The organism is Marinobacter sp. MBR-99 (assembly GCF_040547575.1).
Lineage (GTDB): Bacteria > Pseudomonadota > Gammaproteobacteria > Pseudomonadales > Oleiphilaceae > Marinobacter.
On the sequence record NZ_JBEPPY010000008.1, the window covers coordinates 64,190 to 89,595 of the forward strand.

A 25,406-nucleotide genomic window follows, 5' to 3' on the forward strand; every position below is an offset into this window, starting at 1 on the left:
GCATGTCTACAGAGCAACGACCGGTTGGAAACGGCGCCGAATTGTTCATCCGCGCACTGGAGAATGAGGGCGTCAAATATATTTTCGCCGTGCCCGGTGAGGAAAATCTGGCGTTTCTGGACGCCCTCAAAAATTCCAGCATTCAACTGGTGCTCAACCGCCATGAACAGGCCGCGGGCTTTATGGCGGCCACCTACGGGCGCCTTACCGGGCAGGTGGGCGTATGCCTGTCAACACTCGGCCCCGGCGCCACTAACCTGGTGACCGCTGCTGCCTATGCCCAGTTGGGTGGCATGCCAATGATGATGATCTCCGGGCAGAAGCCGATCAAATCCTCGAAACAAGGCTTGTTCCAGATTCTGGATGTGGTGGACCTGATGCGCCCCCTGACCAAATACACCCGGCAAATCAGCAATGCCAATACCATTCCCGCGAAAGTCCGGGAGGCCTTCCGTTTGGCCTCCGAAGAGCGCCCAGGGGCGGTCCATCTGGAGTTACCCGAGGACATCGCAGCGGAGCAACCGGCCCGAGACACCCACATCTTCCAGCCCAGCGACGCCCGCCGGCCCTCAGCCAGCCACAAGAGTCTGGAAATGGCCTGCGACATGCTGCGTGAGGCCAGGCACCCACTGATCATGATCGGTGCCGGCGCCAACCGCAAACGGGTATCCCAGGCTTTGCTGCACCTGGTGAACGTAACCGGCATTCCTTTCTTCACCACCCAGATGGGCAAGGGCGTGGTGGACGAGCGCCACCCCGGATACCTGGGCAATGCTGCGCTGTCTGCGGGTGACTTTGTTCACTGCGCCATAGACCGGGCGGATCTGGTGATCAACGTTGGCCACGATGTGGTAGAGAAACCTCCGTTTTTTATGACCCCCGGCGGCAAAAAAGTCATCCACGTGAATTTCAGTGGCGCGGATGTCGACCCGGTGTACTTTCCCCAGCATGAAGTGGTTGGGGATATTGCCAACAGCGTCGAGTATCTGGCCGAGCACTGTGGCCAGTGTGCGAACCACGACTTCTCCGGGCTGATGGAAGTCAAAAAGGCCGTGGATGCACATCTTCAGGAACGGGCGGAAGATGGCCGGTTCCCGGTGATCCCCCAGCGGATTGTCCACGATGTGCGCCAGGTGATGCCGGACGACGGCATCATTGCCCTGGACAATGGCATGTACAAGCTGTGGTTTGCCCGCAACTACCCGGCCTACGACAACAACACCGTGCTGCTGGACAACGCCCTGGCATCCATGGGTGCCGGCCTGCCCAGCGGCATGATGGCGGCGATGCTTTATCCCGAACTCAAGGTAATGTCGATCTGCGGGGATGGCGGATTTCTGATGAACAGTCAGGAGCTGGAGACCGCCGTTCGCCTTGGGCTGAATCTGGTGGTGCTGATCATCAACGACAACGCCTACGGAATGATCAAATGGAAGCAGGGGCAGGATGGCTATGACGATTTCGGGCTGGATTACCGCAATCCGGATTTCGTGAAATACGCCGACTCCTACGGAGCAGTTGGCCACAGGGTGACCCGCACCGAGGATTTGCGCCCGACCCTTGAACGCGCACTGGAAGCCGGGGGTGTCCACCTGGTGGATGTGCCGGTGGACTACAGCGAGAACCGCAGGGTCTTTGATGAGGAGCTGGCGGAACTGACCTGTAGACTGTGACGAGTGTATGATGCAGAAAGGCATTATTAGCAAGGTGGTAAATCATGATTCGTACTGGTGTCCGTGGCCTTTTGATTGCGTTGGTTGCACTGGTATTGGCTGGCTGCAGCAAACCCGAAACCCCTCAGGAGGTGGCTGCGGCCTTTTGGCAGGCCATGGCCGACAATGACGCAGGCGACGTGGTGAAGTTCTCCACCCTCGATGACACCCGCGCCTTTGACGGTTACCAGCGAAGCTGGGCCAACGCCGTTCCCTCGTTTGGCCGTGTGGTTATCGATGAGCGTGAAGCAACGATCATTACCCGCCTGCCGGCGGAAGAGCGCTCCAGCGGCGAACGTTTGGAATTGACCACCTATCTGGTACGGGAGCAGAACCAGTGGCTCGTAGACTATGATCGCACGGGAGAAGCCATACTGAACCCGTCCCCGTTCAGTAACATCATGGGTGAGCTAAGTCGGTTGGGGCAGAGGCTAAGTGCAACCTTCTCGTCTTCAACCCGCGAGTTTGAAGACAAAATGGAGCAGTTGGCCCGGGACCTTGAAACCTATTCAGATGAGATGAGCCGGCGAGCAGAGAGTGCCGTGGAGGATTTTGCCAGACGATTACAGGTATCCATGCGTGCGCTTGAGCGTTCGCTTGACGAGGCGCTGAGAGATGATCGGCCTGAATCCGCCGAAGATCAGGCCATCATGGAGCAGGCCGCCCGCGATCTTGAGCGCCAGGCAGATGAACTGAGCCAGCCCACCATGGAAGTCCTGGCGAACGCCAGCCGCACGGTTGCCGAAACCGCCGAGCGTTTCAGCCGGCTCAGCCGGGAAACGCTCAACCGCTATCAGGAAGAACTGAACGAAAAACTTGCCGAAATGCGGGCCGATGCCGAAGCCTTCATCGAAGACATTCGGCCTTAACTGGCTTGCTCAGCCCCTCTGAGCATCGCCTGCAATAACTCCTCGGCGTCAAACTTGGTGAGCGCCTCGTTGGCACCTACCTGATTGGCGTAGCTCAGGCTCATCTCGCTGTTCAGCGACGTGTGCAGAATAATGTATGGCTGCTTCAGGGCGGTGTTGTCGCGAACATTGAACGTCAGTTCGTAGCCATCCAGCCCAGGCATCTCGATATCGCTGACCAGGATGTCAATCGGCGTCCCGCGCTCGTGCTGACTAAGCAGCACCTGCAGGGCGTCGTCACCGTTGGTGGTCACATGGTAGGTAATGTCTTTGCTGTCCAGCACATCGCTGAGCTGCTTGCGGGCCACCTGTGAATCATCCACCAACAGAATGTTCAGGGACCGCAGGGTTTCGCTCTGAATGTCTGACAGCGCCACGTCGCCGGTGTCCAGGGACTCCGGGTAAACCTTCGCCAGCAGCAGCTCCACATCCAACAGCTGAATGATGTCGCCTTCCACATCCAGAAGCCCCGTGATGAAGGCATTGGTGCCCAGCGCCTTGGGTGGCGGCATCACACTCTTCCAGTCGGTTTCGATAATCTGCTGAACGCTGCGCACCAGAAAGCCGATCTCCTGGCGCTGAATGTCGGTCACGATGATGGAGCCCTTGGCCTGCTCTTCTTTTGTCAGCGCCGGATAACCAACCGCAGCCGACATATCAATAACAGGAACCGCTGAACCCCGGAACGTAGCAGTGCCAATAACCGCGTGGTGACTATGGGGCAGCTTGGTCAGCCGCTGAAAAGGCAGAATTTCCCGAATCTTGAGCGTACCCAGACCAAAAAGGCGCGATCCGAAAAGGCGGAACAGTAAGAGTTTCTGGGACTGCTTCGCTTTGCTGGACATACAAAAGGATCCTTGCAAACACAAAAGCCCCTGCGGTGAGGAGCTGTTCTGTAGAAGTTGGAATTCATCTGTAGCAATAGTAGCAGCTTTGCTGTGGTGCAGGGTTTTACTGGTTTGTATCAATTGGTGACAGGAGGGCAAGTGCCTGAACCGGGCTCCCTCAGCAGCAGGAAATGCTCAATCAGTCGGATCATCAGGGTTTTCTGATCCGGCAAGCTTTCCGCCACTAGCAGAGCTAGTGCCACCAGAGTGTTATCATTAATCAGCTTTTCTACGGGCCGGGCCAGCAACGAGGCGTTACGGCGCAGGTACCATAGAAATAGAAACGAGCCGCAGCGCTTGTTGCCATCGGTCAGAGGGTGATTTTTGATTACGAAGTAAAGCAGGTGAGCGGCGCGGGTGGCCACGTTGGGGTAAAACAGCTCTTCCCCGAAACCCTGCTCAATGGTGGCCAGCGCAGAGGCCAAGCCATCACCCCGCAGTTGACCGAACAACTCGGTGGCTTCATCTTTAGCTATCAAGGTCTGCTTGAGCTCGCCAATGGCCCTGAGCGCTTCATTCAGCTCCAGCGGCTGCATATTCGGTTGCTTGATGCCGACCTCGGCCAGCTGCTGCTCGTCGTAGCCCTGCAGTAAGCTCCAGGAACGGGCATAGTCGCTGATCACGCGGGCAACAGCTTCGCCTTCGTTGTTCACCAGGCCCTGATTGGTGAGGGTGCGGCTGAGCAGATCAACGGCCTTCTCGAACTCGATACCGCGTTCGGCCAGACGGCGGCGGTTGATGGTGTAGCCCTGGATTAGGTGATCTTTCAGAACCCGGGTGGCCCATTGACGAAATTGCACGCCACGTTGTGATTTCACTCGGTAGCCGACGGAGATGATCACATCCAGATTGTAGTAATCGACTTGATAGACCTTGCCGTCAGCGGCAGTTGTTGCATTTTTTGCAACAACTGAGTCCCGGTCGAGTTCACCCTCTTTAAAGACACTGCTTATATGCCGCGAAATGACAGATTTGTCCCGGTCAAATAGTCTGGTCATCTGATCCAGGCTGAGCCAGGCGGTTTCATGATCCAGTGCTACCCCAGCTGCGCGTGACCATCGGTTGAGGTAAAGATACGTACTTGTTGTTCAGTCATGACAGTTCCTTGTCGTTCGGCGTAAATAGATAAGTATAACGGCGTGTTATTCCTTTGCTAAGGTTTGTTCAGGGGTTACTTGGAAGCCGCCATCGATTCCTCGGCAGGTGGTGTCTGGCTGAGAGTTGAAGAAAAACGGAAGGGTATAAACGAAAAAAGCCCCTTAAATCAGGGGCTTTTCTCTTGGAAGTTGGTGGAGACGGCGGGAATTGAACCCGCGTCCGCCAGCACTAGGCCTTGAGATCTACATGTTTAGTGTCCTTCTATTAATTTAACCTCTTGCGACCCGAAGGCCAGGGTGCGAGAGGCGAGCTCTTTAAATCTTAGCCTTTAGCCAGTGAGCTCTGGATAAAGGAGCATCCCGTAAGCGATGACGTCCTGAGATGTTGCTTCCGGGCTACGGGCGACCCGGTCAGGACGACTAGCAGCTTACGCTGCTAGTGCGTAGTTTTCGTCGTTTGCGACTATTGCGTTGCAGCTTTGGATTAACGAGATTGGCTGCCATCTCGACATGCACCCAAGGGTTCGCCACCAGCGTCGAAGCCATGTCGTCCCCTTATGATCAGTATATGTGTCCGGTTTGCCGGACTTCAAGGCTTGTTTGTCACTATTTGTACTTATCCTGTTCACGAGGCCTGTGCAATGTGCAGGCCATGGGCGTGAGACATGGCCGCGTCGTACAGGTGCTGAAAGCTGTCCCGGAAGTAGTTCATCACCGCTTGCGGGTCGGCCTCGATGCCCTTGTCGACGGTAATGCCAAATTGCACAGTGTCCGCATAGCTGAAAATGCTCATGCCAATACCGATGTTACCGCTCTGGGGCACCCAGAACATGGGTTGCACCAGTTTGCTGCCTGCCAGGTAAACCGGATGCCTCGGGCCGGGCACGTTGGTCAGCACGGCGGAGGCTTTGTTGCTGAGCAGATCCAGGGCCCGGCGTTCAAGAATATCCGGGCCGCGGCCAAACAGGTCCAACAGGCTGTAGGTTACCTGAGCCTGGTAGGACTGTTTGAGCCGGTTCATGTTCTCCTGTACCTGGCGGAATCGCATCAATGGATCCTTCACTTCCACAGGCAGATTCACCAGCACAAGGCCAAATTGGTTGCCCAGTGATTCAATGGGTTGGTCCAGGGGGCGAAGGTTGAATGGCACCGCAACTCGAATACCGCAATCGGGTATGGTCTGCTTGTGCTCGGTAAAATGCTGGCTCAGGGCGCCGGTGGCGGCGCACAGCAATACGTCGTTGACCGTTCCACCCAGGGTCTTGGCGCAGTGTTTTACGTCATCCAGGGCCAGGGGCTCCGCCCAGGCCACGTTCTTGCGGCCGACCAACTGACTCTTCAGGCTGGTTCTCGGCTCAAACGGGGCCAGCCCGAGTTTCGCCAGGTCCATGGCGATGCCGCCGGCGGTCCGCGCCAGTTTCAGGGGGTAATTGGGCTCTTGCCGAACGGAATCCAGGAACAGTTGCGCCTGTTGCCAGCCGGCCTGACTGCTGTCCACCAGACGGTGCAAAAACCGGGTGGCGGCATTGCCTTGAGGTTTGGGAATGGCGACTTTCTTGGCAATGCGTTCCAGTTTGGGTTCTGGTGTCCGGTCGGTGAGCGACAGCAAAACCCGAACCAGTGATATGCCATCGGCAATGCAATGGTGAATGCGGATCAGCAGGGCGCAGCCGTCGTTAAAGTTGTCGATGTAATGGATTTGCCAGAGTGGCCTGCGAAAGTCGAGCGCCGTGCTGTTAAAGTCGCTGGCCAGTTCCTGTAGCTCTTTCTTGCCGGCTTGTCCCGGCAGTGCAATGCGGTGCAGGTGGTTATCCAGGTGAAAGTTGGGGTCGTCTTCCCAGTAACATTTGTCGCCCTTTTCAACCACCCGTTGGCGAAAGCGCCTGAATCTCAGAAATCGTTCTTCGAGTGTGCGTTTTAGCCGTTTGATCGGAATCGCTTGCTCGAACATCAGCACCGCGGAGATCATCATGGGGTTCTCCGGGGTGTCCATACGCAGCCAGGATCGGTCGACTGACGTCATTGCAGTCCGTTCAGATGACATAAGCCCTCCCTTTGCTGTTTGCCAACTAACAGGGGCTCCAGGTACTGCCTGTGGGGTCGGAGCAGGTATGAACACCTGAGTATAGGAGGGATTCCGAGGCCGGGAAAGAGGCGGTAAAAGCGACAGTGCGAGCGAGGCTCAGGTGTTGGCCTCGCGCATGATTCTCTGTTTCTGGCGGTTCCAGTCACGCTCTTTTTCGGTGGCACGCTTGTCGAACAGCTTCTTGCCTTTCACCAGGGCAATCTCGCATTTCACTTTATTGCCTTTCCAGTACAGGGCGAGCGGAATGCAGGTATGCCCGGCCTGATTGACCTGGCCGATGATCTTGGCAATTTCCTTCGCGTGCAGCAGCAGTTTGCGGGTACGGGTCGGATCGGCGATCACATGGGTGGAAGCGGTGTTGAGCGGCGTGATATGAGCGCCCAACAGCCAGGCTTCGCCATTTTTCAGAAGCACGTAGGCGTCTACCAGCTGAGCCTTGCCGGCCCGCAGCGATTTCACTTCCCAGCCCAGCAGTGCAAGGCCGGCCTCAAAGCGTTCTTCAATATGGTATTCGTGCTTTGCCTTCTTGTTCAGGGCAATGGTGTTGCTGGTTGGTCCGTTTGCTTTCTTCTTGCTCATGAATCCTGTCCGGGAACGGAAGAATGTGTGTGCCGGCCGGATGACTGTTGGCCGGTAAATCGGGCATTGTAGCCCAGGACTGCCAGACGGGTCACGATTTCACCGCCAGGCTTGTGGGTCTATTCGTTACCGGGCGATGCCTTCGGCTACAATGGGGCGCAATTAACTGTCAGGGATTGCCATGGCGAGCAAGTATCACACGGCTATCGGGTCATTCACCCGAAAATCCACGTTTTTCTGGGCCTCAGTGGGCGCCACTGTGGGCCTGGCCAATCTGTGGCAGTTTCCATACCTTGCCAGTATTCACGGTGGCGGGTTGTTTATCCTCCTGTATCTCGCCTGCCTGCTGCTGGTAACCCTGCCGCTGATGGTGACCGAGGCGGTGATCGGGCGGCACGCACGCCATGGCATCGTGCTGGCGATGGATGGCATGGTGAAAGATGCTGGCTGTTCGCCACTGTGGCGCCTGGCCGGCCCCTTGAGTGTGCTTGCCGCGTTCCTGGTGTTGTCATTCACCGCGGTGTTCGGTGGCATCGTGCTGGCCTATGTGTTCTTTGGGGCAGCAGACAGTTTCAGGGCAGCGACGCCCGAGGCTGCGACCGGTATCCTGACGGACCTGGTGTCCAGGCCGGGTGGGCATCGGCAGTTTATGGCCTGGCATGCGTTCTTCCTGGTTCTCGTGGTCTGGGTGTCTGCCCAGGGTGTCGTAAAAGGGCTGGAGCGATCTCTGCGCTTTCTGGTACCGGCGGCGTTGCTGTTGATGCTAGGGTTATTTACCTTGTCGGCCAGTCATGGGCGGCTGGATTCTGGTATTGAGCACATCCTGGCCTTGCGGCCGGGCGACGTTGGTTTTAATAGCGTCAAGGCGGCCTTTTTTCACGCTTTCTATACCCTTGGTCTTGGGATGGGAGTGTGGGCGATCTTCGGCGCTTATAGCACGTCACATACGCGGTTGAAGCGGTCATTGCTGGCGGTGGTGTTGATGGATACGCTAGTGGCCATCCTGGCCGGACTGATGATGTTCTCGGTGGCGCTGGATGGTGCCAGCCTTGATGGGGAACGTGGCTTCGGGCTGTTGTTTGTCTCCCTGCCGGTCACGCTGGCCCAGTTGCCCCACAGCCAGTTGATCATTGCGGCGGTATTCCTGCTGGTGCTCATGATCGTGTGGGCCACCGCCATATCGCTGCTGGAGCCTGTGGTGGGCTGGTTCCGTGAGTGGACTGGCGCGCCCAGGGGGTGGTCTGCGGTTATTGCCGGTGTTGCAGTGTGGGCTGCCGGCCTGGGGTCGCTATTGTCCTTCAATCTCTGGGCAGACTACCGGTTTGCCGGTGCCACGCTGTTCCGATGGCTGGAGTTGACCACCGGTGGCATCCTGATTCCTTTGGTCGCCTTGCTGATTGCAACCTTTGCTGGCTGGTGCCTGACGCGGCGCTATGCAGCACGGATTCTCGGCAATACGCCGGCGGTTTTTCGCAAAATCTGGTATTGGGTCATGCGCCTGGTGTTGCCGGTTCTGGTGGCCTGGATCGGCATACAGTACACGGTGTTCTCCCTGTCAAATCTGTGCGACAACGGCAGTGCGGCGATCTGGTGCGCGCAGGAAAACGCGCCAGAGGGTCCGGCACCAGTGGTTACCAGTGGAGAGGGTGCGGGTGCGCCCGACAGTCCGCAAAGTGACTCCCCGGAGCCAGAGGGGAAAGCGTCTGGCCAGGGTGCCGAGGGCAAGCCGGCGGAAAACGCCCCCAACGGGGCCGATATCCTTTATCATAGTGTGTAGTTGGCCCAGGTGGGTTGGCCAGACTCTTTTGTTGTAGAAACGCAGGAAACCCGGTTTTCATGGCGCATCAGATTGATAAGACCGCATTGGTCATGCACTCGGCAGAGCGCATGTTCCACCTGGTTAATGATATTGCACGATATCCCGAGTTTTTGCCCTGGTGTGCCGGGGCAGAAGTGCACGAACAGACGGATGCCGAAATTATGGCATCGCTGGAAATTGCCAAGGGTGGTGTGCGCCACCGCCTGACCACTCGTAACCAGCTATTGATGCCCGAGGCCATCGAGATGAGCCTGGTGGATGGTCCTCTGAAAAATCTGCGGGGAAGGTGGCATTTCAAGGCCCTTGATGAACAAGCCTGCAAGGTAATCCTGACCTTGGAGTTCGAGTTTTCAGGTTCCTTGTCCCGAATGACCTTTGGTCCGGTATTCAATCAGGCAGCCAATACCATGGTGGATGCGTTTTGCCGAAGGGCAGACCAGATTTATCGGGGAGGGGTGGTTTGATGCAGGTGGAAGTGGCGTATGCCCGGCCAGACAAACAGCAAATTGTGTCGATTGAGGTGCCAGAGGGAACCACGGCCATCGAGGCTGTGAAACTGTCTGGTATAACTGACATTTTCCCGGAAATAGACCCGGACGCAACGGACATGGGTGTGTTCGGCAAGGTCATCAAAGACCCGGCTGGCCATGAGTTGCGCGAGGGAGACCGGGTTGAGCTATACCGCCCCCTGAAAATAGATCCCAAGCAGGCCCGGCTGAACCGGGCAAAAAAGAAAGCCTGAACAATCAGTAAGCGGGTGTTTCTTCCAGCAAGCGCGCATCGTAATGGCTGAATTCGTCACCCTCGTAATACACGATGATGCGTTGTTCCTGGATATCGCCGCCCCGGCGCTGGAAAGTGTACACATAGTACTCACGTGAGGGGTCCACCGGGTTGAGCATCAAAGGTGACCCCAATAGTGCATGTACCTGACTGCGAGCCATGCCCTCCGAGAGGTTCTTGAGGTCGTCTTCGGTCACTATATTCCCCTGTTGCACATTGATTTTGTATACGCCAGGGAACACGCAACCGGACAAGGATAAAATGCTAATAAGAACGATAGCGGTGAGCTTTTGCATCGCCGGGGGAAATCCTCTATCTTGAATTCGCCTGCAATAAGCAGGTGTGAAACGGGTAGTCCGTTGAACGGCGGCTTCATCATACCGGAAGCCGTGAGGCACACCAAAGAGTGAATAGTAACATGTCATCTGAAAACGCCGAATTACGAAAGGTCGGTTTGAAGGTTACTCTCCCGAGAGTCAAAATCTTCAATATTCTGGAGAACGCCGAAGAGCACCACCTGAGTGCTGAGGATGTTTACAAGAAGCTGCTGGATCAGGGAGATGACGTGGGGCTGGCAACCGTCTACCGGGTGCTGACTCAGTTCGAGGCCGCAGGCCTGGTATTACGCCACAACTTTGAAGGTGGCCACGCCGTCTTCGAGATGGCGGGCGATGATCACCACGACCACATGGTATGCACGCAAACTGGTGATGTGATCGAGTTTGTTGATGAGATCATCGAAGAGCGTCAGCAGAAGATCGCCAGGGAGCACGGCTATGAGATTGTTGACCACAGCCTGATCCTCTACGTTAAGCCATTGGGCTCTTCCAAGAAGTAAATCAAAAAAGGGGCCAGCAAGGGCCGGCCCCGAAAGCTCTCCGAATCGAGAGGGGGATTCAGTGGTGGGTAGCCTGCCCCTTGACGAACATCTCCCGGGCGTGAGCAATCGTGTGCTCTGTCATGTCCACGCCGCCTAGCATTCTTGCCACTTCGCTGATTCTTCCCTGGTCATCCAGCGTTTCAATGCGTGAAAAAGTCGCGTCCTGTTCGGTGAATTTGCTGACGAACAGGTGCTGGTGACACTGGGCCGCCACCTGCGGCAAATGGGTAACACACAGCACCTGCCCGTTGTTGCCCAGAGACCGGAGCAAACGCCCAACCACCTCGGCTGTGCCGCCACCAATACCCACGTCTACTTCATCAAACACCAGTGTGGGTGTAGTGGAGGTCTGGGCGACCACTACCTGAATGGCAAGACTGATGCGGGACAATTCGCCGCCGGAGGCAACTTTGGCCAAGGGGCGTGCGGGTTGCCCCGGGTTGGCGCTGACCAGGAATTCGACGTCTTCCATGCCGTGGGGGGCTGGTTCGTCGTTATTGTTGTGGCCCAGCTTGGTAACAAACTGAACTGATGGCATGCTGAGCTGTGCAAGCTCCTGAGCAATTCGCTGATCCAGTTCCGCCGCCGCATGCTCACGCTTGGCTGTTAGCTGCCCGGCCAGTTCATCAAACTGTTTACGCAGAACCTGTTGCTCGGCCTCGAGCTGTTCCAGGCTGCCTTCGCCGCCGTCCAGTTCTGCCAGTTCGCTGCTAAGTCGCTGGTGCAGTTCCGGCAGTTCTTCTGGTGTGATTCGGTGCTTGCGAGCCATCTGATAAATCGCGCTGAGACGCTCCTCCACCTCGGCCAGTCTGGCTGGATCAGCCTCATAATCTTCAACAAAACGACGAAGATCGTCACCGGCTTCGGCGATCTGGATCTGTGCTTCGGTAAGCATCTGGATGGTGTCAGCCAGTGCCGGCACATCCACTGGGAGTTGCTCTAGTTGCTGAAGTGCCTGACGCACCAGATCGGCGGCACTGGTTTCGTCCTCAGTGCACAGCAGGGCAGCCTGATGACTGCTGTGCAATACAGTATCAGCCTGGCTCAGTTGAGCCTGTTCTTGCTCAAGGTCTTCCTGCTCGCTGTCGCCCAGACCAAGGCGGTCCAGCTCTTCCACCTGATATCGGAGCAGTTGCAGTTTTGCTTCGGCTTCGTCGGCGTTCTGCCGCCGCTGTTCAAGTTTTTGGCTGGTTTTATGCCAGGTTTTCCAGGCATCCCGGGTTTGCTCTGCCAGGTCTTCGGCGCCGGAGAATTCGTCCAGCAGTTTCCGGTGGGTGTCTTTTTGCAGCAGTGACTGATGTTGGTGCTGGCTGTGAATGTCCATCAGCAGGCTGCCCAGATCCTTGAGCTGGGAGAGTGGGCAGGGCTGGCCATTAATAAACGCTTTTGAACGACCATCCTTGCTGATGGTCCGGCGCAGGATGCAGTCGTCTTTGTCATCCAGTTCGTGTTCTTCCAGCCATTGCCGGGCAATCGGAATACGTGAGATGTCGAAGCTCGCGGTGATATCGGCTCGCTTTGCGCCGTGGCGCACGGCACCGGCATCTGCTCGGCCGCCCATGGCCAGGCTGAGCGCATCCAGAACAATGGATTTGCCGGCGCCGGTTTCACCGGTCAGGGCCGTCATGCCTTTGCTGAAATGCAGGTCGACCCGTTCAGCAATGGCGTAGTTGGCGACGATAAGTTGTGTGAGCATGCCGATAACCTCCGCTCAGGATTGGAGACTCTCTGAAGAATGTCGAATCACTGTTGATCTATACAGTTGCTGTGAATATATACAGGGTTTTTCCTGTTTGCAAACAATCGAATCGTGAAAATCTGAAAGAATGCATCGTTTGAGGTTGAAACCTGAGGGCCGGGCCCCATATTCGTTCGCAAAGTCGTATTTTCCTGCCTGTGCAAGGCGGGGCTCATTTAGCCGCAGGCCCTCGGGCCCAGGGAAAGTCATCAGGAGTTGTCATGAGTGCTGACGATAAGCGCAACGAACAGGTAGACGAGCTGAACGAGGCAGCAAACGCTGCAGAAGAGCAGGGCGAGGCAGAAACCGCCGGTGCCGAAGAAGGTTCCGAGCTGGAATTGCTGAAGGCACAGCTGCAGGAATATCAGGATCAGGCGCTGAGAGCCCAGGCTGAAATGCAGAATGTGCGTCGTCGTGCCGAGATTGATGTGGAAAAGGCCCACAAGTTCGCTCTGGAAAAGTTTGTGAAAGAGCTTCTCCCGGTGGCGGACAGCCTTGAGAAGGCGGTGGAAAGTACAGAAGGTCATGAAAATGCCGGTGAGCTGGTTGGCTCTATCCGCGAAGGCGTGGAAATGACTTTGAGCCTGTTCATGAACGGCCTCAAGAAATTCGGTGTTGAGCAGGTAAACCCGGTGGGTGAGCCGTTCGATCCGCAGCAGCATGAAGCGATGTCGATGGTGCCCGCGCCAGATGCCGAGCCGAACAGTGTGGTTGCCGTGGTGCAGAAGGGGTACCTGTTGAATGGTCGTGTTGTGCGGCCGGCCATGGTGGTTGTGGCCAAGGCCGAAGATGCGCCAAAAATCGATGAGCAGGCTTGAAAAGGCGAATAAAGCGCCAATATAGCGATTAAACAGCGACAGCCAGGGCAAACCTCCCTGGGACAGCATTCAGAAAGATTTGGAGTGATTCGATGAGCAAGATTATTGGTATCGACCTGGGAACCACCAACTCCTGTGTGGCCATCATGGATGGCGACAAGGTAAAGGTTATTGAAAACGCTGAGGGTGATCGTACTACTCCCTCCATCATTGCGTACACCGACGATAACGAGACCCTGGTTGGCCAGTCCGCCAAACGCCAGGCGGTTACCAACCCCCACAACACCCTTTACGCCATCAAGCGTCTGATCGGTCGTCGTTTTGAGGACGACGTGGTTCAGAAAGACATCAAAATGGTGCCCTACAAGATCACCAAGGCCGACAATGGCGACGCCTGGGTAGAAGTGAAGGGCCAGAAGATGGCGCCGCCCCAGATCTCTGCAGAAGTTCTGAAGAAAATGAAAAAGACTGCAGAAGATTACCTGGGCGAGAAGGTAACTGAAGCCGTTATCACCGTGCCGGCCTACTTCAATGACAGTCAGCGCCAAGCCACCAAAGACGCGGGCAAGATCGCCGGTCTGGAAGTGAAACGTATCATCAACGAGCCGACCGCGGCCGCCCTGGCCTATGGCCTGGACAAGAAGAGCGGTGACCGCACAGTTGCTGTATACGATCTGGGTGGTGGTACTTTCGACCTCTCCATCATTGAAATTGCGGATGTCGACGGTGAGCATCAGTTCGAGGTTCTGGCCACCAACGGTGACACCTTCCTGGGCGGTGAAGACTTCGACCTGAAAGTCATCGAATACCTGGCAGATCAATTCAAGAAAGACAGTGGCATCGACCTGCGCGGCGATTCCCTGGCCATGCAGCGCCTGAAGGAAGCCGGTGAGAAAGCGAAGATCGAGCTGTCCAGCAGCCAGCAGACAGACGTGAACCTGCCGTACATCACCGCAGATGCGTCTGGTCCCAAGCACATGAACGTGAAGCTGACCCGTGCCAAGCTTGAAAGCCTGGTGGAAGACCTGGTTAATCGCAGCCTGGAGCCCTGTAAAGTAGCGCTGCAGGATGCCGGCATGAAAGCCTCTGAAATCGACGAGGTTATCCTGGTGGGTGGTCAGACCCGTATGCCGCTGGTGCAGGAAAAGGTAAAAGAGTTCTTCGGCAAAGAAGCCCGTAAAGATGTGAACCCAGACGAAGCAGTCGCCATGGGTGCTGCTATCCAGGCGGCCGTTCTTTCTGGTGATGTGAAAGACGTGCTGCTGCTGGACGTCACCCCGCTGACCCTGGGTATCGAAACCATGGGTGGCGTGGCAACTCCGCTGATCGACAAGAACACCACCATCCCGACCAAGAAGTCGCAGACCTTCTCGACAGCGGATGACAACCAGACTGCGGTCACCATTCACGTGGTTCAAGGTGAGCGCAAGCAGGCTGCCCAGAACAAGTCGCTGGGCCGTTTCGACCTGGCTGACATCCCGCCGGCCGCTCGCGGTGTGCCGCAGATCGAAGTGACCTTCGACATCGATGCCAATGGTATCCTGAACGTGTCTGCCAAAGACAAGGCGACCGGTAAAGAGCAGTCCATCGTGATCAAGGCCTCTTCTGGTCTGAACGACGATGAGATTGAGAAGATGGTACGCGATGCCGAGGCCAACGCCGAGGAAGATCGCAAGTTCGAAGAGCTGGTTCAGGCCCGTAACCAGGGTGATGCCATGGTTCACGCCGTGCGCAAGACCCTGACCGAGGCTGGCGATAAGGTTTCTGACAGCGAGAAAGAGTCTATCGAGGCGGCCATCAAGGATCTGGAAGAAGCGCTGACCGGCTCTGATAAGGAAGCCATCGAAGCCAAGACTCAGAAACTGACCGAAGTGTCTTCCGAGCTGGCACAGAAGATGTACGCGGATCAGGCAGATCAGGCGCAGCAGGCTGGCGGGCAGGAAGGTGCCCAGTCCCAGGCGGCTGACGATGCGGTGGACGCCGAGTTCGAAGAAGTCAAAGACGACGACAAGAAGTAAATCCTAAGTACATCAGGTAGTTGGAAAACGCGGGGGTAAGCCCCGCGTTTTCCGCGTTATAGCAACAGGGTTTTAAGCATGGCCAAGCGCGATTATTACGAAGTACTCGGGGTCTCCCGGGACGCGGACGAGAAGGACATAAAGCGGGCTTACCGAAAGCTTGCGATGAAATACCATCCGGACCGTAACCCGGACGACAAAGACGCCGAGAACAAGTTCAAGGAGGCCAGCGAAGCCTACGAAATTCTTGCCGATGGCAGCAAGCGTGCGGCCTACGACCAGTTTGGTCATGCCGGCGTGGATGGCCAGGCCGGCGGTGGCTTTGGCGGCGGTGGAGCCAGTTTTTCCGATATCTTCGGCGATGTCTTTGGTGACATCTTCGGTGGCGGGGGCCGGGGCCGCAATACCCGCGGTGCGGATCTGCGCTACACCCTGGAAATCGACCTGGAAGAAGCCGTCAAAGGCAAAACCGTCAAGATCAATATCCCTGGCCACAAAGAGTGTGAAACCTGCGATGGCAGCGGCGCCGAAAAAGGCTCCCGCCCGGAAACCTGTGGAACCTGCCAGGGGATGGGGCAGGTTCGCATGCAGCAGGGTTTCTTCACCGTGCAGCAGGCATGCCCGACCTGCCGGGGCTCCGGTCAGGTCATCAAGAATCCGTGTAAATCCTGTCATGGCCAGGGTCGCGTAAGACAGGAGAAGACCCTGTCGGTCAAAGTGCCCCCTGGTGTGGATACCGGCGATCGCATTCGTCTCTCAGGTGAGGGCGAAATGGGCGTTGATGGTGGGCCGCCTGGTGACCTGTATGTGCAGATTGCCGTGCGCGAGCACTCCATTTTCACCCGTGATGGCCGCAATCTATACTGCGAAGTGCCAATCAGCATCGTGGATGCAGCCCTGGGCGGTGAGCTGGAAGTGCCGACCCTGGATGGCCGGGTCAAACTCAAGATTCCACCGGAAACCCAGACCGGCAAACTCTTCCGCCTGCGCAACAAGGGGGTTAGCCCCGTTCGCGGTGGCCCTGCAGGCGATTTGCTGTGCCGCGTGATGGTGGAAACGCCAGTCAACCTGACCAAGCGCCAGAAAGAGCTGCTGGAAGAGTTCCAGGAAACCCTGAGCGGCAACAACGGCACCCACCATGCTCCGAAGAAAACCTCCTGGTTTGAGGGTGTGAAAAGTTTCTTCGACGAAATGAAATTCTGAGGGCATAACAGATGCGGGTAGCAATCATCGGCGCCGCCGGGCGCATGGGCAAAGTACTGATCGAAGCCGTAGACGGCACCGAAGGCCTCGAGCTCGGCGCCGCCATCGTTGAGCCAGGCAGCAGCCTGATTGGCGCCGACGCCGGCGAAATGACCGGCATCGGCAAAACCGGCATTAAAATGGCTGGCAGCCTCGAAGACGTTAAAAACGACTTCGACGTCCTGGTGGACTTCACCTTCCCGGACCTAACCCTGGAAAATGCAAAGTTCTGCAGCGCCAACGGCAAAATGATCGTCATCGGCACCACCGGCATGACCGACGCCGAAAAAGAACAGCTGGCGCTGGCAGCAGAATCCACCCCAGTGGTCTTCGCCCCCAACATGAGTGTTGGCGTTAACGTCGTCCTTAACCTGCTGCGCACCGCCGCGGCTGCGTTGGGTGACGACTACGACGTAGAAATCATCGAAGCCCACCACCGCCACAAGAAAGACGCTCCCTCTGGCACCGCCCTGCGCATGGGCGAAGTCGTAGCTGACGCCCTCGGCCGTGACCTTAAAGAATGCGCCGTCTACGGCCGCGAAGGTTTCACCGGCGAACGCACCCGAAAGGAAATCGGCTTCGAAACCATCCGCGCTGGCGACGTGGTGGGCGACCACACCGTTCTGTTCGCCACCGAAGGCGAGCGCATCGAAATCACCCACAAGGCCAGCAGCCGGATGACCTTTGCCAAGGGGGCTATGCGGGCGGCCCTGTGGCTCGATGGTAAGGCGGCCGGTTTGTACGATATGCAGGATGTTTTGGGATTGAAAGGTTAATCCCGAACGACATACTCAGAGGCAAGTGGCGCAGATCTCCCTTCCGGGAATCTCGGAGGCCATGGATGGCCGGAGCGAAGCGCACAGGGAAGTGCTCGTAGCGTTTCCCGGAAGGGAGATCTGCGCCACTTGCCGGAGTCTGAGTCTGCATCCAGGCTGAATTGGCCGTGGACAAAAATCGCCAGAAATCTTACAATAAGGCGATTTGACTGCACCAAGCGTACCTTTGAAAAGTTTATAAGAAAGCGGGACCGGGTTTTTACCTTGTCTCGCTTTTTTGCAACCTGAATTTGCGCTTGCGTTCCTGTTCGTGACGAACTTACGCCACTCGATGAGGATACAAGCCTTGAGCACACCAGCAATCCTTGCACTCGCAGACGGAAGCCTCTTCTACGGCACCGCCATCGGCGCAGACGGAGAAACCAGCGGCGAGGTAGTCTTCAACACTGCCATGACCGGCTACCAGGAAATCCTGACCGACCCGTCCTACTCGCGCCAAATCGTCACCCTGACGTATCCCCACATTGGCAACACCGGTGTAAACGAAGAAGACGTAGAATCCGACCGCATCCACGCATCCGGCCTGATCATCCGCGATCTGCCCCTGGTCGCCAGCAGTTGGCGTAACCAGCAGAGCCTGGGCGAGTACCTGCGAAGCAACAACATTGTTGGCATTGCGGACATCGACACCCGCCGCCTGACCCGCATCCTGCGTGACAAAGGCTCCCAGAATGGTGCCATCATTGCTGGCGAGAACGCCACCGCCGAGCGCGCCCTGGAACTGGCGAAAGCCTTCCCGGGCCTCAAGGGCATGGATCTGGCCAAAGAAGTCACCAGCGAGAAAGCCTATCAGTGGAGCCAGACCGAGTGGGATATCACCGACGGTTACGGTGACCAGGCCGCCGCTAAATTCAAGGTTGTTGCCTGGGACTACGGAGTGAAGTTCAACATCCTGCGCATGCTCGCCGCCCGTGGCTGCGACATCACCGTAGTGCCTGCGCAAACCCCGGCTTCTGAAGTTCTGGCCATGAGTCCCGACGGCATCTTCCTGTCCAACGGCCCCGGCGACCCAGAGCCGTGCGACTACGCGATCAAGGCCATTCAGGAAGTCCTGGAAACCGAGATTCCGGTGTTTGGCATCTGCCTGGGGCACCAGTTGCTGGCGCTGGCCAGTGGCGCCAAAACCATGAAGATGGGGCACGGTCACCACGGTGCCAACCACCCGGTGCAGGACATAGCCAAAGGCACCGTGATGATTACCAGCCAGAATCACGGGTTTGCGGTAGACGAAGCAACCCTGCCGGCTAACGTGGAAGCCACCCACAAGTCGCTGTTTGACGGCACCTTGCAGGGTATTCGCCGCACCGACAAGCCGGCCTACAGCTTCCAGGGTCACCCGGAAGCCAGCCCGGGGCCCCATGATGTGGCGCCGTTGTTCGACGAGTTTATCCAACTGATGGAAGCGCGATCTGCCTGAGGGCAAGGCCATCACAGATAACTCACCAGCGCTGAGTGCCGCGCTGAAAGAATTCAAAAGTTGCTGACAGGTTTACCGAGACATGCCAAAACGTACAGACATCCAGAGCATCCTGATCCTGGGCGCAGGCCCCATCGTGATCGGGCAGGCGTGCGAATTCGACTACTCCGGAGCCCAGGCCTGTAAGGCGCTGCGTGAAGAGGGCTACCGGGTTATCCTGGTGAACTCCAACCCGGCTACCATCATGACCGACCCGGCCATGGCCGATGCCACCTACATCGAGCCCATCACCTGGAAGACCGTCGAAAAGATCATCGAGAAAGAAAAGCCGGACGCCCTGCTGCCCACCATGGGTGGCCAGACTGCGCTGAACTGCGCGCTGGACCTCGAAAAGCATGGTGTATTGGAAAAGCACGGCGTTGAAATGATCGGTGCCAATGCCGACACCATCGACAAAGCCGAAGACCGCGACCGTTTCGACAAGGCCATGAGAAAAATCGGCCTGGAATGTCCTCGCGCCACGATCGTTCACTCCATGGCTGAGGCCTGGGCGGCGTCCGAAGACATCGGCTTCCCGTGTATCATCCGTCCGTCCTTTACCATGGGTGGCTCGGGCGGGGGTATTGCCTACAACAAGGATGAATTCGAGGAAATCTGTACCCGTGGTCTCGACTTGTCGCCGACCAACGAGCTGCTGATTGATGAGTCCCTGATCGGCTGGAAAGAGTACGAGATGGAGGTTGTTCGCGACAGGAACGACAACTGCATCATCGTCTGCTCCATCGAAAACTTCGATGCCATGGGCGTGCATACCGGTGACTCCATCACCGTGGCACCGGCCCAGACCCTCACCGACAAGGAATACCAGATCATGCGGAACGCCTCGCTGGCGGTACTGCGTGAAATCGGTGTGGAAACCGGCGGTTCCAACGTGCAGTTCGGCATCAACCCGGACACCGGCCGGATGGTGGTGATCGAGATGAACCCGCGGGTGTCCCGTTCCTCGGCCCTGGCCTCCAAGGCTACCGGCTTCCCGATTGCCAAAGTGGCGGCCAAGCTGGCGATTGGCTATACCCTCGATGAACTGCAGAACGAAATCACCGGTGGTGTGACCCCGGCCTCGTTCGAGCCGAGCATTGATTATGTCGTCACCAAAATCCCGCGCTTTACCTTTGAGAAGTTCCCCCAGGCCGACGCTCGCCTGACCACCCAGATGAAGTCTGTTGGCGAAGTTATGGCCATTGGCCGCACCTTCCAGGAATCCATGCAGAAAGCGCTACGCGGCCTGGAGGTGGGTTCTGAGGGTTTTGATGAGAAGCTGGACGAACTGGATTCCGAGAATTCCCGGGAAACCCTGACCCGGGAACTCAACGTGCCGGGCGCTGACCGTGTCTGGTACATCGGCGACGCATTCCGTGCCGGAATGACCGTGGAAGAAGTGTTTCAGCACACCAAGGTGGATCCCTGGTACCTGGTCCAGATTGAAGATCTGGTGCGCGAAGAGGCCGCATTGAAATCCGCGGGCAAGGCGGACATTGATCAGGCCACCCTGTTCCGTCTCAAGCGCAAGGGCTTCTCCGACGCTCGCCTGGCCAAACTGTTGGGTATTTCCGAGGTGAGCCTGCGCAAACTGCGCCATGACCTCGGGATACGCCCGGTGTACAAGCGCGTAGACACCTGTGCCGCCGAGTTTGCCTCAGACACCGCCTACATGTACTCCACCTACGAGGAAGAGTGCGAGGCGGAGCCGTCCGACCGCGAGAAAATCGTGGTGATCGGCGGTGGCCCGAACCGGATAGGCCAGGGCATCGAGTTCGACTACTGCTGTGTCCACGCGGCCCTGGCCATGCGTGAAGACGGCTACGAAACCATCATGATCAACTGCAACCCGGAGACTGTGTCCACCGACTACGACACCTCCGACCGGTTGTACTTTGAGCCGATCACCCTGGAAGACGTGCTGGAAATCATCCACGTCGAGAAGCCCAAGGGCGTGATCGTTCAGTACGGTGGCCAGACACCGCTGAAACTGGCCCGTGGCCTGGAGGCGGCCGGCGTGCCCATTATCGGTACCAGCCCGGACGCCATCGACCGTGCCGAAGACCGCGAGCGTTTCCAGCAGATGATCCAGCGTCTGGGTCTGAAGCAGCCAGAAAACGCCACCGTGCGCAGCCACGAGGAAGGTATTCTGGCGGCACGCGAAATTGGCTACCCGCTGGTGGTGCGCCCGTCCTACGTACTGGGTGGTCGGGCGATGGAAATTGTCTATGACGAAACCGAACTGGTGCGCTACATGCGCAACGCGGTGCTGGTGTCCAACGACAGCCCGGTGCTGCTGGACCACTTCCTGAATGCCGCCATTGAAGTGGACATTGATGCGATCTGTGACGGCAAAGACGTGGTTATCGGCGGTATCATGCAGCACATCGAGCAGGCTGGTGTTCACTCCGGTGACTCCGCCTGTTCGCTGCCGCCATACAGCCTGCCCAAAGAGGTTCAGGATGAAATGCGCGAAGCGGTCAGGAAGATGGCCATCGAGCTGGACGTTATCGGCCTGATGAACGTGCAGCTGGCGTGGCAGGATGGCGAGATCTACGTGATTGAGGTTAACCCCCGCGCCTCCCGTACCGTGCCGTTTGTCTCCAAGGCCATCGGTGTGTCCCTGGCCGCGGTGGCGGCCCGGGTGATGTCCGGCAAGACCCTGAAAGAACTGAACTTTACACAGGAAATTGTGCCGACTTACTATGCGGTTAAAGAGTCTGTGTTCCCGTTCAACAAGTTCCCGGCGGTAGACCCGATCCTTGGGCCGGAAATGAAGTCCACTGGTGAAGTGATGGGCCTGGGTGACAGCTTTGATGAAGCCTTTGCCAAGGCGGCGCTGGCCATTGGCGAGCGTTTGCCGACTCAGGGCACCGCCTTTATGTCTGTACGTGACGTAGACAAGCCGGGCGCAGCAAAAGTGGCTCGCGACCTGGTTGAGGCCGGTTTCAAGATTATCGCCACCACCGGCACCGCCAAGGCGCTGGAAGCCGATGGAGTGGCGGTCGAACGGGTGAACAAGGTTCGCGAGGGTCGGCCACACATTGTAGACGCCATCAAAAATGGTCAGGTGCAACTGATCATCAATACCACCGAAGGTCGCAAGGCGATTTCCGACTCGGCTCAGATTCGCCAGTCCGCCCTGCAGACCAAGGTAACTTATACAACTACACTGGCAGGTGGCGAAGCCTTCTGTCGGGCCATCAAATTTGGCCCGGAGCGCACAGTACGTCGCCTCCAGGATCTACACGCAGGAAAGTAAGACTATGGCTGACAGAGTACCCATGACCAAGGCGGGCGAAGCCCGCCTGCGCGAGGAGCTGAAAAAGCTGAAGTCCGAAGATCGTCCCCGGGTGATTCAGGCCATCGCCGACGCCCGGGAACACGGTGATCTCAAGGAAAATGCCGAATACCACGCTGCGCGTGAGCAGCAGAGCTTTATTGAGGGCCGGATTCAGGAAATCGAGGGCAAGCTCTCGGTTGCTCAGGTGATCGACGTGACCACCATGGAGAACACGGGCAAGGTGATCTTCGGCACCACGGTACACCTGGTGAACATGGATACCGACGAAGAGGTTAAATACCAGATCGTCGGCGAAGACGAAGCCGACATCAAGGCCGGCAAGCTGTCTGTATCCTCACCGATTGCCCGTGCGCTGGTAGGCAAGAACGAAGGCGACGTAGTCGCCATCCGCATCCCCTCCGGCACCGTGGAATACGAGATCTCCGAAGTAGAATACATCTAGGGTCAAAGGGTCTGCCCTACGGGTCTGACCCCCTTTTACCTCGCCGATCTCCCAAGCCAAACAAAAAAAGCCGCACTCCCAAGCGCGGCTTTTTAGTGCCCGTGGCTAATAATTATTTGTTTCTAAGTAGGTTAGACAACTTCGGATTAGGTTTCTTGGCCCGCCGCAGAATCACCGCAATCTTGCCAATCGTTTGCACCAGTTCGGCCCCCGAGCTCTCGCACAGCGCCTGAATCGCCTCCTGGCGAGCTTCCCTGTCCTGGCTGGCGACTTTAATCTTGATCAGCTCATGGTCGTTCAGGGCCCGCTCGAGCTCTTCCTGCAAGCCCTCAGACAGACCTTTATCGCCAACAATGATGACGGGCTTCAGGTTGTGGGCGATGGCCCGGTATTCCCGGCGCTGTTCCGGTGAAAGACTCATGATGTAATCTCTTTATCGGTGCAATTAACAAAAGGTCAGCGGCGAACTGGCTGACAACGTCGTATAATTGGGCGATTGTAACAGATAGCTGCCAGCCACAAATGGTCGTAATCACTTACAGGCGATAGTGTTGACGTGGAGGAAGGCGGGAAAGCGGGCTTGAGCTGCCCGTCGGCTATCGGCTGGAACCTTCATGCGGGGGCGATGTCAAAGACTCCGCGAAATCGACAGCGGCCCCGGTTATGGTTCCCAGGCTGTTACTTGACCTGGTCAGTTAGCGGTTGTGTGGTCGATACGGATGGGCCGTTTCTGGTGGACAGACGTACAATTAGTGTAAGGTGTCGGAAAAGGGTTGGCAGCCACGTGGCAGCAGCCCCGCAATTCACAGGTGATGATCCTTGAACGATATGGCAAAAAATCTGGTTCTCTGGCTAATCATAGCCGCCGTGCTGTTGATGGTGTTTCAGAATTTCTCTCCCACCACCACCGGCCAACAAGTCAACTATTCCCAGTTTGTGGAGATGGTCCAGCAGGGCCAGGTCCGGCAGGTGACCATTGATGGTCTTCAGGTGCAGGGTGTCCGTGGTGACGGTTCCCAGTTCCAGACCATTCGCCCGCAGGTCTCTGACAACAAGCTGATGGACGATCTGCTCGCCAATAACGTCGAAGTGATCGGCAAGGAGCCTGAGCGCCAGAGCCTGTGGACGCAGTTGCTGGTGGCCGCGTTCCCGATTTTGATCATTATCGCGTTGTTTGTGTTTTTCATGCGCCAGATGCAGGGCGGCGGAGGTGGCAAAGGCCCCATGTCCTTCGGTAAGAGTAAAGCGCGCCTGCTCAGTGAAGACCAGATCAAGACCACTTTTGGCGACGTGGCCGGTGTTGATGAAGCGAAGGAAGATGTCAAAGAACTGGTCGACTTCCTGCGAGACCCGAGCAAGTTCCAGCGTCTGGGTGGCCGCATTCCGAAAGGCGTGTTGATGGTGGGTCCTCCCGGTACCGGTAAGACGTTGCTGGCAAAAGCCATTGCCGGCGAAGCGAAAGTGCCGTTCTTCTCCATCTCCGGTTCTGACTTCGTCGAGATGTTTGTGGGCGTGGGTGCTTCCCGTGTTCGGGACATGTTCGAGCAGGCCAAGAAACAAAGCCCCTGTATTATTTTCATCGATGAGATCGATGCTGTCGGTCGTCATCGTGGCGCCGGCATGGGCGGCGGGCATGACGAGCGTGAACAGACGTTGAACCAGTTGCTGGTTGAAATGGACGGCTTTGAGGGTAACGAAGGCGTTATCGTGATTGCTGCCACCAACCGCCCGGACGTTCTGGACCCTGCGCTGCTGCGCCCGGGCCGCTTTGACCGCCAGGTGGTGGTAAGCCTGCCGGACATTCTTGGTCGTGAGCAGATTCTCAAGGTGCACATGAAGAAAGTGCCCCTGGCTGATGGTATTGACCCCGCGGTCATCGCTCGTGGTACGCCTGGCTTCTCCGGTGCAGACCTGGCCAACCTGGTGAACGAGGCCGCCCTGTTTGCGGCGCGCCGTAACCAGCGTCTGGTGTCTATGGAAGAGCTGGAGCTGGCGAAAGACAAGATCATGATGGGCGCCGAGCGTAAGTCCATGGTGATGAGCGAGAAAGAAAAGCGAAACACTGCGTATCACGAGTCTGGCCACGCCATCGTTGGCCGTCTCGTGCCTGAGCATGACCCTGTATACAAGGTCAGTATCATTCCCCGGGGCCGGGCCCTGGGTGTGACCATGTTCTTGCCGGAAGAGGACAAGTACAGTCACTCCAAGCGCTACCTGACCAGCTCAATCTGCAGTCTGTTCGGTGGCCGGATCGCCGAGGAGTTGACGCTTGGCTTTGATGGTGTGACCACCGGTGCCTCCAATGACATAGAGCGTGCCACCAGCCTGGCTCGCAATATGGTCACCAAATGGGGATTGTCCGAGAAGTTGGGGCCGCTGCAGTACGACACAGACAGTGAAGAGCCTTTCCTGGGGCGTTCTGCCGGTCAGTCTCACTCTCATCACTCTCCGGAAACCGCCCAGCGGATTGACGAGGAAGTTCGCAACATCATTGATGAGTGTTATGCCACCGCCAAGCAGATTCTGGTTGAAAACCGGGACAAGTTGGATCTCATGGCAGAAGCTTTGATGAAGTACGAGACCATTGACCGATACCAGATCGATGACATCATGGCGGGAAGAGAGCCGCGACCACCGAAAAACTGGGGGGATAGCGGTCCGACCGGCGGAGTGAGGGCTGAAGAGCCTGCGCCCGAGCCCCGTTCATCGGATGACGGGCGCCAGCCCGGAGTGGGTAGGCCTGCCGGCGAGCACTGATCGCGAACGTAAGGCCTGACCAGACACAGCGCCGCCCGGGCTCC

21 protein-coding genes and 1 other RNA gene are annotated in these 25,406 nt (G+C 57.3%); 14 read left to right on the top strand and 8 right to left on the bottom strand.

Features of this window, described 5'->3' with window-relative positions:
* The first annotated feature begins 2 nt into the window (after positions 1 to 2).
* On the top strand, positions 3 to 1,673 hold the full coding sequence (locus ABIE59_RS08690; protein WP_354446086.1) for an acetolactate synthase large subunit: 1,671 nt from the start codon (positions 3 to 5) through the stop codon (positions 1,671 to 1,673).
* A gap of 44 nt (positions 1,674 to 1,717) precedes the next feature.
* Positions 1,718 to 2,581 carry a hypothetical protein gene (locus ABIE59_RS08695; protein ID WP_354446088.1) on the top strand — a complete coding sequence of 288 codons (864 nt, stop codon included), beginning with the start codon at positions 1,718 to 1,720 and terminating at the stop codon, positions 2,579 to 2,581.
* Here the strand turns inward: ABIE59_RS08695 and ABIE59_RS08700 are convergent.
* From ABIE59_RS08700 to smpB, 5 genes are all read right to left on the bottom strand, one after another.
* Positions 2,578 to 3,465 carry a chemotaxis protein gene (locus tag ABIE59_RS08700; protein ID WP_354446090.1) on the bottom strand — a complete coding sequence of 296 codons (888 nt, stop codon included), beginning with the start codon at positions 3,463 to 3,465 and terminating at the stop codon, positions 2,578 to 2,580. The two genes, ABIE59_RS08695 and ABIE59_RS08700, sit on opposite strands and share 4 nt — an antisense overlap.
* Before the next feature lie 119 nt (positions 3,466 to 3,584).
* Positions 3,585 to 4,505: a virulence RhuM family protein/type II toxin-antitoxin system death-on-curing family toxin gene (locus tag ABIE59_RS08705; protein ID WP_354446092.1), complete on the bottom strand. Its 921-nt coding sequence runs from the start codon at positions 4,503 to 4,505 to the stop codon at positions 3,585 to 3,587.
* 289 nt (positions 4,506 to 4,794) lie between these two features.
* Positions 4,795 to 5,159: a transfer-messenger RNA gene (ssrA, locus tag ABIE59_RS08710) on the bottom strand.
* A 70-nt stretch (positions 5,160 to 5,229) separates the two neighbouring features.
* Entirely contained in the window at positions 5,230 to 6,648 is a 1,419-nt protein-coding gene (locus ABIE59_RS08715; RefSeq protein ID WP_354446094.1) for a wax ester/triacylglycerol synthase family O-acyltransferase, read from the bottom strand.
* Positions 6,649 to 6,786: 138 nt separating this feature from the next.
* Entirely contained in the window at positions 6,787 to 7,269 is a 483-nt protein-coding gene (gene smpB, locus ABIE59_RS08720) for an SsrA-binding protein SmpB (RefSeq protein ID WP_058092531.1), read from the bottom strand.
* A 181-nt stretch (positions 7,270 to 7,450) separates the two neighbouring features.
* On the opposite strand from smpB, the gene ABIE59_RS08725 reads away from it, so the two are divergent.
* From ABIE59_RS08725 to ABIE59_RS08735, 3 genes are read left to right on the top strand one after another with little or no spacing between them, the layout of a single operon-like run.
* Positions 7,451 to 9,046, top strand: a complete 1,596-nt coding sequence (locus ABIE59_RS08725) for a sodium-dependent transporter (RefSeq protein WP_354446097.1) — start codon at positions 7,451 to 7,453, stop codon at positions 9,044 to 9,046.
* A 59-nt stretch (positions 9,047 to 9,105) separates the two neighbouring features.
* Positions 9,106 to 9,552 (top strand): type II toxin-antitoxin system RatA family toxin, encoded by a 447-nt coding sequence (locus tag ABIE59_RS08730; protein ID WP_354446099.1) that lies wholly within the window; start codon positions 9,106 to 9,108, stop codon positions 9,550 to 9,552.
* Positions 9,552 to 9,830: an RnfH family protein gene (locus ABIE59_RS08735; RefSeq protein WP_354446241.1), complete on the top strand. Its 279-nt coding sequence runs from the start codon at positions 9,552 to 9,554 to the stop codon at positions 9,828 to 9,830. Before ABIE59_RS08730 ends, ABIE59_RS08735 begins: the two co-directional genes overlap by 1 nt.
* Positions 9,831 to 9,834: 4 nt before the next feature.
* On the opposite strand, the gene ABIE59_RS08740 is transcribed toward ABIE59_RS08735, so the two are convergent.
* Positions 9,835 to 10,167: an outer membrane protein assembly factor BamE gene (locus ABIE59_RS08740; RefSeq protein ID WP_354446101.1), complete on the bottom strand. Its 333-nt coding sequence runs from the start codon at positions 10,165 to 10,167 to the stop codon at positions 9,835 to 9,837.
* Positions 10,168 to 10,289: 122 nt separating this feature from the next.
* Here ABIE59_RS08740 and fur point away from each other — a divergent pair, with 122 nt between their 5' ends.
* The gene (gene fur, locus ABIE59_RS08745) at positions 10,290 to 10,709 is read left to right on the top strand and encodes a ferric iron uptake transcriptional regulator (protein ID WP_354446103.1); all 420 of its coding nucleotides are present in this window, start codon (positions 10,290 to 10,292) and stop codon (positions 10,707 to 10,709) included.
* A 58-nt stretch (positions 10,710 to 10,767) separates the two neighbouring features.
* On the opposite strand, the gene recN is transcribed toward fur, so the two are convergent.
* A complete protein-coding gene (gene recN / locus ABIE59_RS08750; RefSeq protein ID WP_354446105.1) occupies positions 10,768 to 12,447 on the bottom strand; it encodes a DNA repair protein RecN in 1,680 nt (559 codons plus the stop codon).
* Between the two features lie 263 nt (positions 12,448 to 12,710).
* Between recN and grpE the strand changes: the two genes are divergently transcribed.
* The 7 genes from grpE (at position 12,711) to greA (ending at position 22,605) form a co-directional block, all read left to right on the top strand.
* Positions 12,711 to 13,307, top strand: coding sequence for a nucleotide exchange factor GrpE (gene grpE / locus ABIE59_RS08755; RefSeq protein WP_354446107.1), 597 nt, complete (start codon positions 12,711 to 12,713; stop codon positions 13,305 to 13,307).
* 92 nt (positions 13,308 to 13,399) lie between these two features.
* Complete coding sequence (gene dnaK, locus ABIE59_RS08760) at positions 13,400 to 15,325, top strand: molecular chaperone DnaK (RefSeq protein WP_354446109.1); 1,926 nt, start codon at positions 13,400 to 13,402, stop codon at positions 15,323 to 15,325.
* Positions 15,326 to 15,403: 78 nt separating this feature from the next.
* Positions 15,404 to 16,528: a molecular chaperone DnaJ gene (gene dnaJ / locus ABIE59_RS08765; RefSeq protein ID WP_354446111.1), complete on the top strand. Its 1,125-nt coding sequence runs from the start codon at positions 15,404 to 15,406 to the stop codon at positions 16,526 to 16,528.
* 11 nt (positions 16,529 to 16,539) lie between these two features.
* Positions 16,540 to 17,343 carry a 4-hydroxy-tetrahydrodipicolinate reductase gene (gene dapB / locus ABIE59_RS08770; protein WP_354446113.1) on the top strand — a complete coding sequence of 268 codons (804 nt, stop codon included), beginning with the start codon at positions 16,540 to 16,542 and terminating at the stop codon, positions 17,341 to 17,343.
* A 346-nt stretch (positions 17,344 to 17,689) separates the two neighbouring features.
* A complete protein-coding gene (gene carA / locus ABIE59_RS08775; protein ID WP_354446116.1) occupies positions 17,690 to 18,820 on the top strand; it encodes a glutamine-hydrolyzing carbamoyl-phosphate synthase small subunit in 1,131 nt (376 codons plus the stop codon).
* 82 nt (positions 18,821 to 18,902) lie between these two features.
* Positions 18,903 to 22,121, top strand: a complete 3,219-nt coding sequence (gene carB, locus ABIE59_RS08780) for a carbamoyl-phosphate synthase large subunit (protein WP_354446118.1) — start codon at positions 18,903 to 18,905, stop codon at positions 22,119 to 22,121.
* A 4-nt stretch (positions 22,122 to 22,125) separates the two neighbouring features.
* Positions 22,126 to 22,605, top strand: coding sequence for a transcription elongation factor GreA (greA, locus tag ABIE59_RS08785; protein ID WP_076657186.1), 480 nt, complete (start codon positions 22,126 to 22,128; stop codon positions 22,603 to 22,605).
* Between the two features lie 112 nt (positions 22,606 to 22,717).
* On the opposite strand, the gene yhbY is transcribed toward greA, so the two are convergent.
* Entirely contained in the window at positions 22,718 to 23,026 is a 309-nt protein-coding gene (gene yhbY / locus ABIE59_RS08790; RefSeq protein WP_354446120.1) for a ribosome assembly RNA-binding protein YhbY, read from the bottom strand.
* A gap of 398 nt (positions 23,027 to 23,424) precedes the next feature.
* Between yhbY and ftsH the strand changes: the two genes are divergently transcribed.
* Entirely contained in the window at positions 23,425 to 25,362 is a 1,938-nt protein-coding gene (gene ftsH, locus ABIE59_RS08795) for an ATP-dependent zinc metalloprotease FtsH (protein WP_354446122.1), read from the top strand.
* Positions 25,363 to 25,406 lie beyond the last annotated feature (44 nt).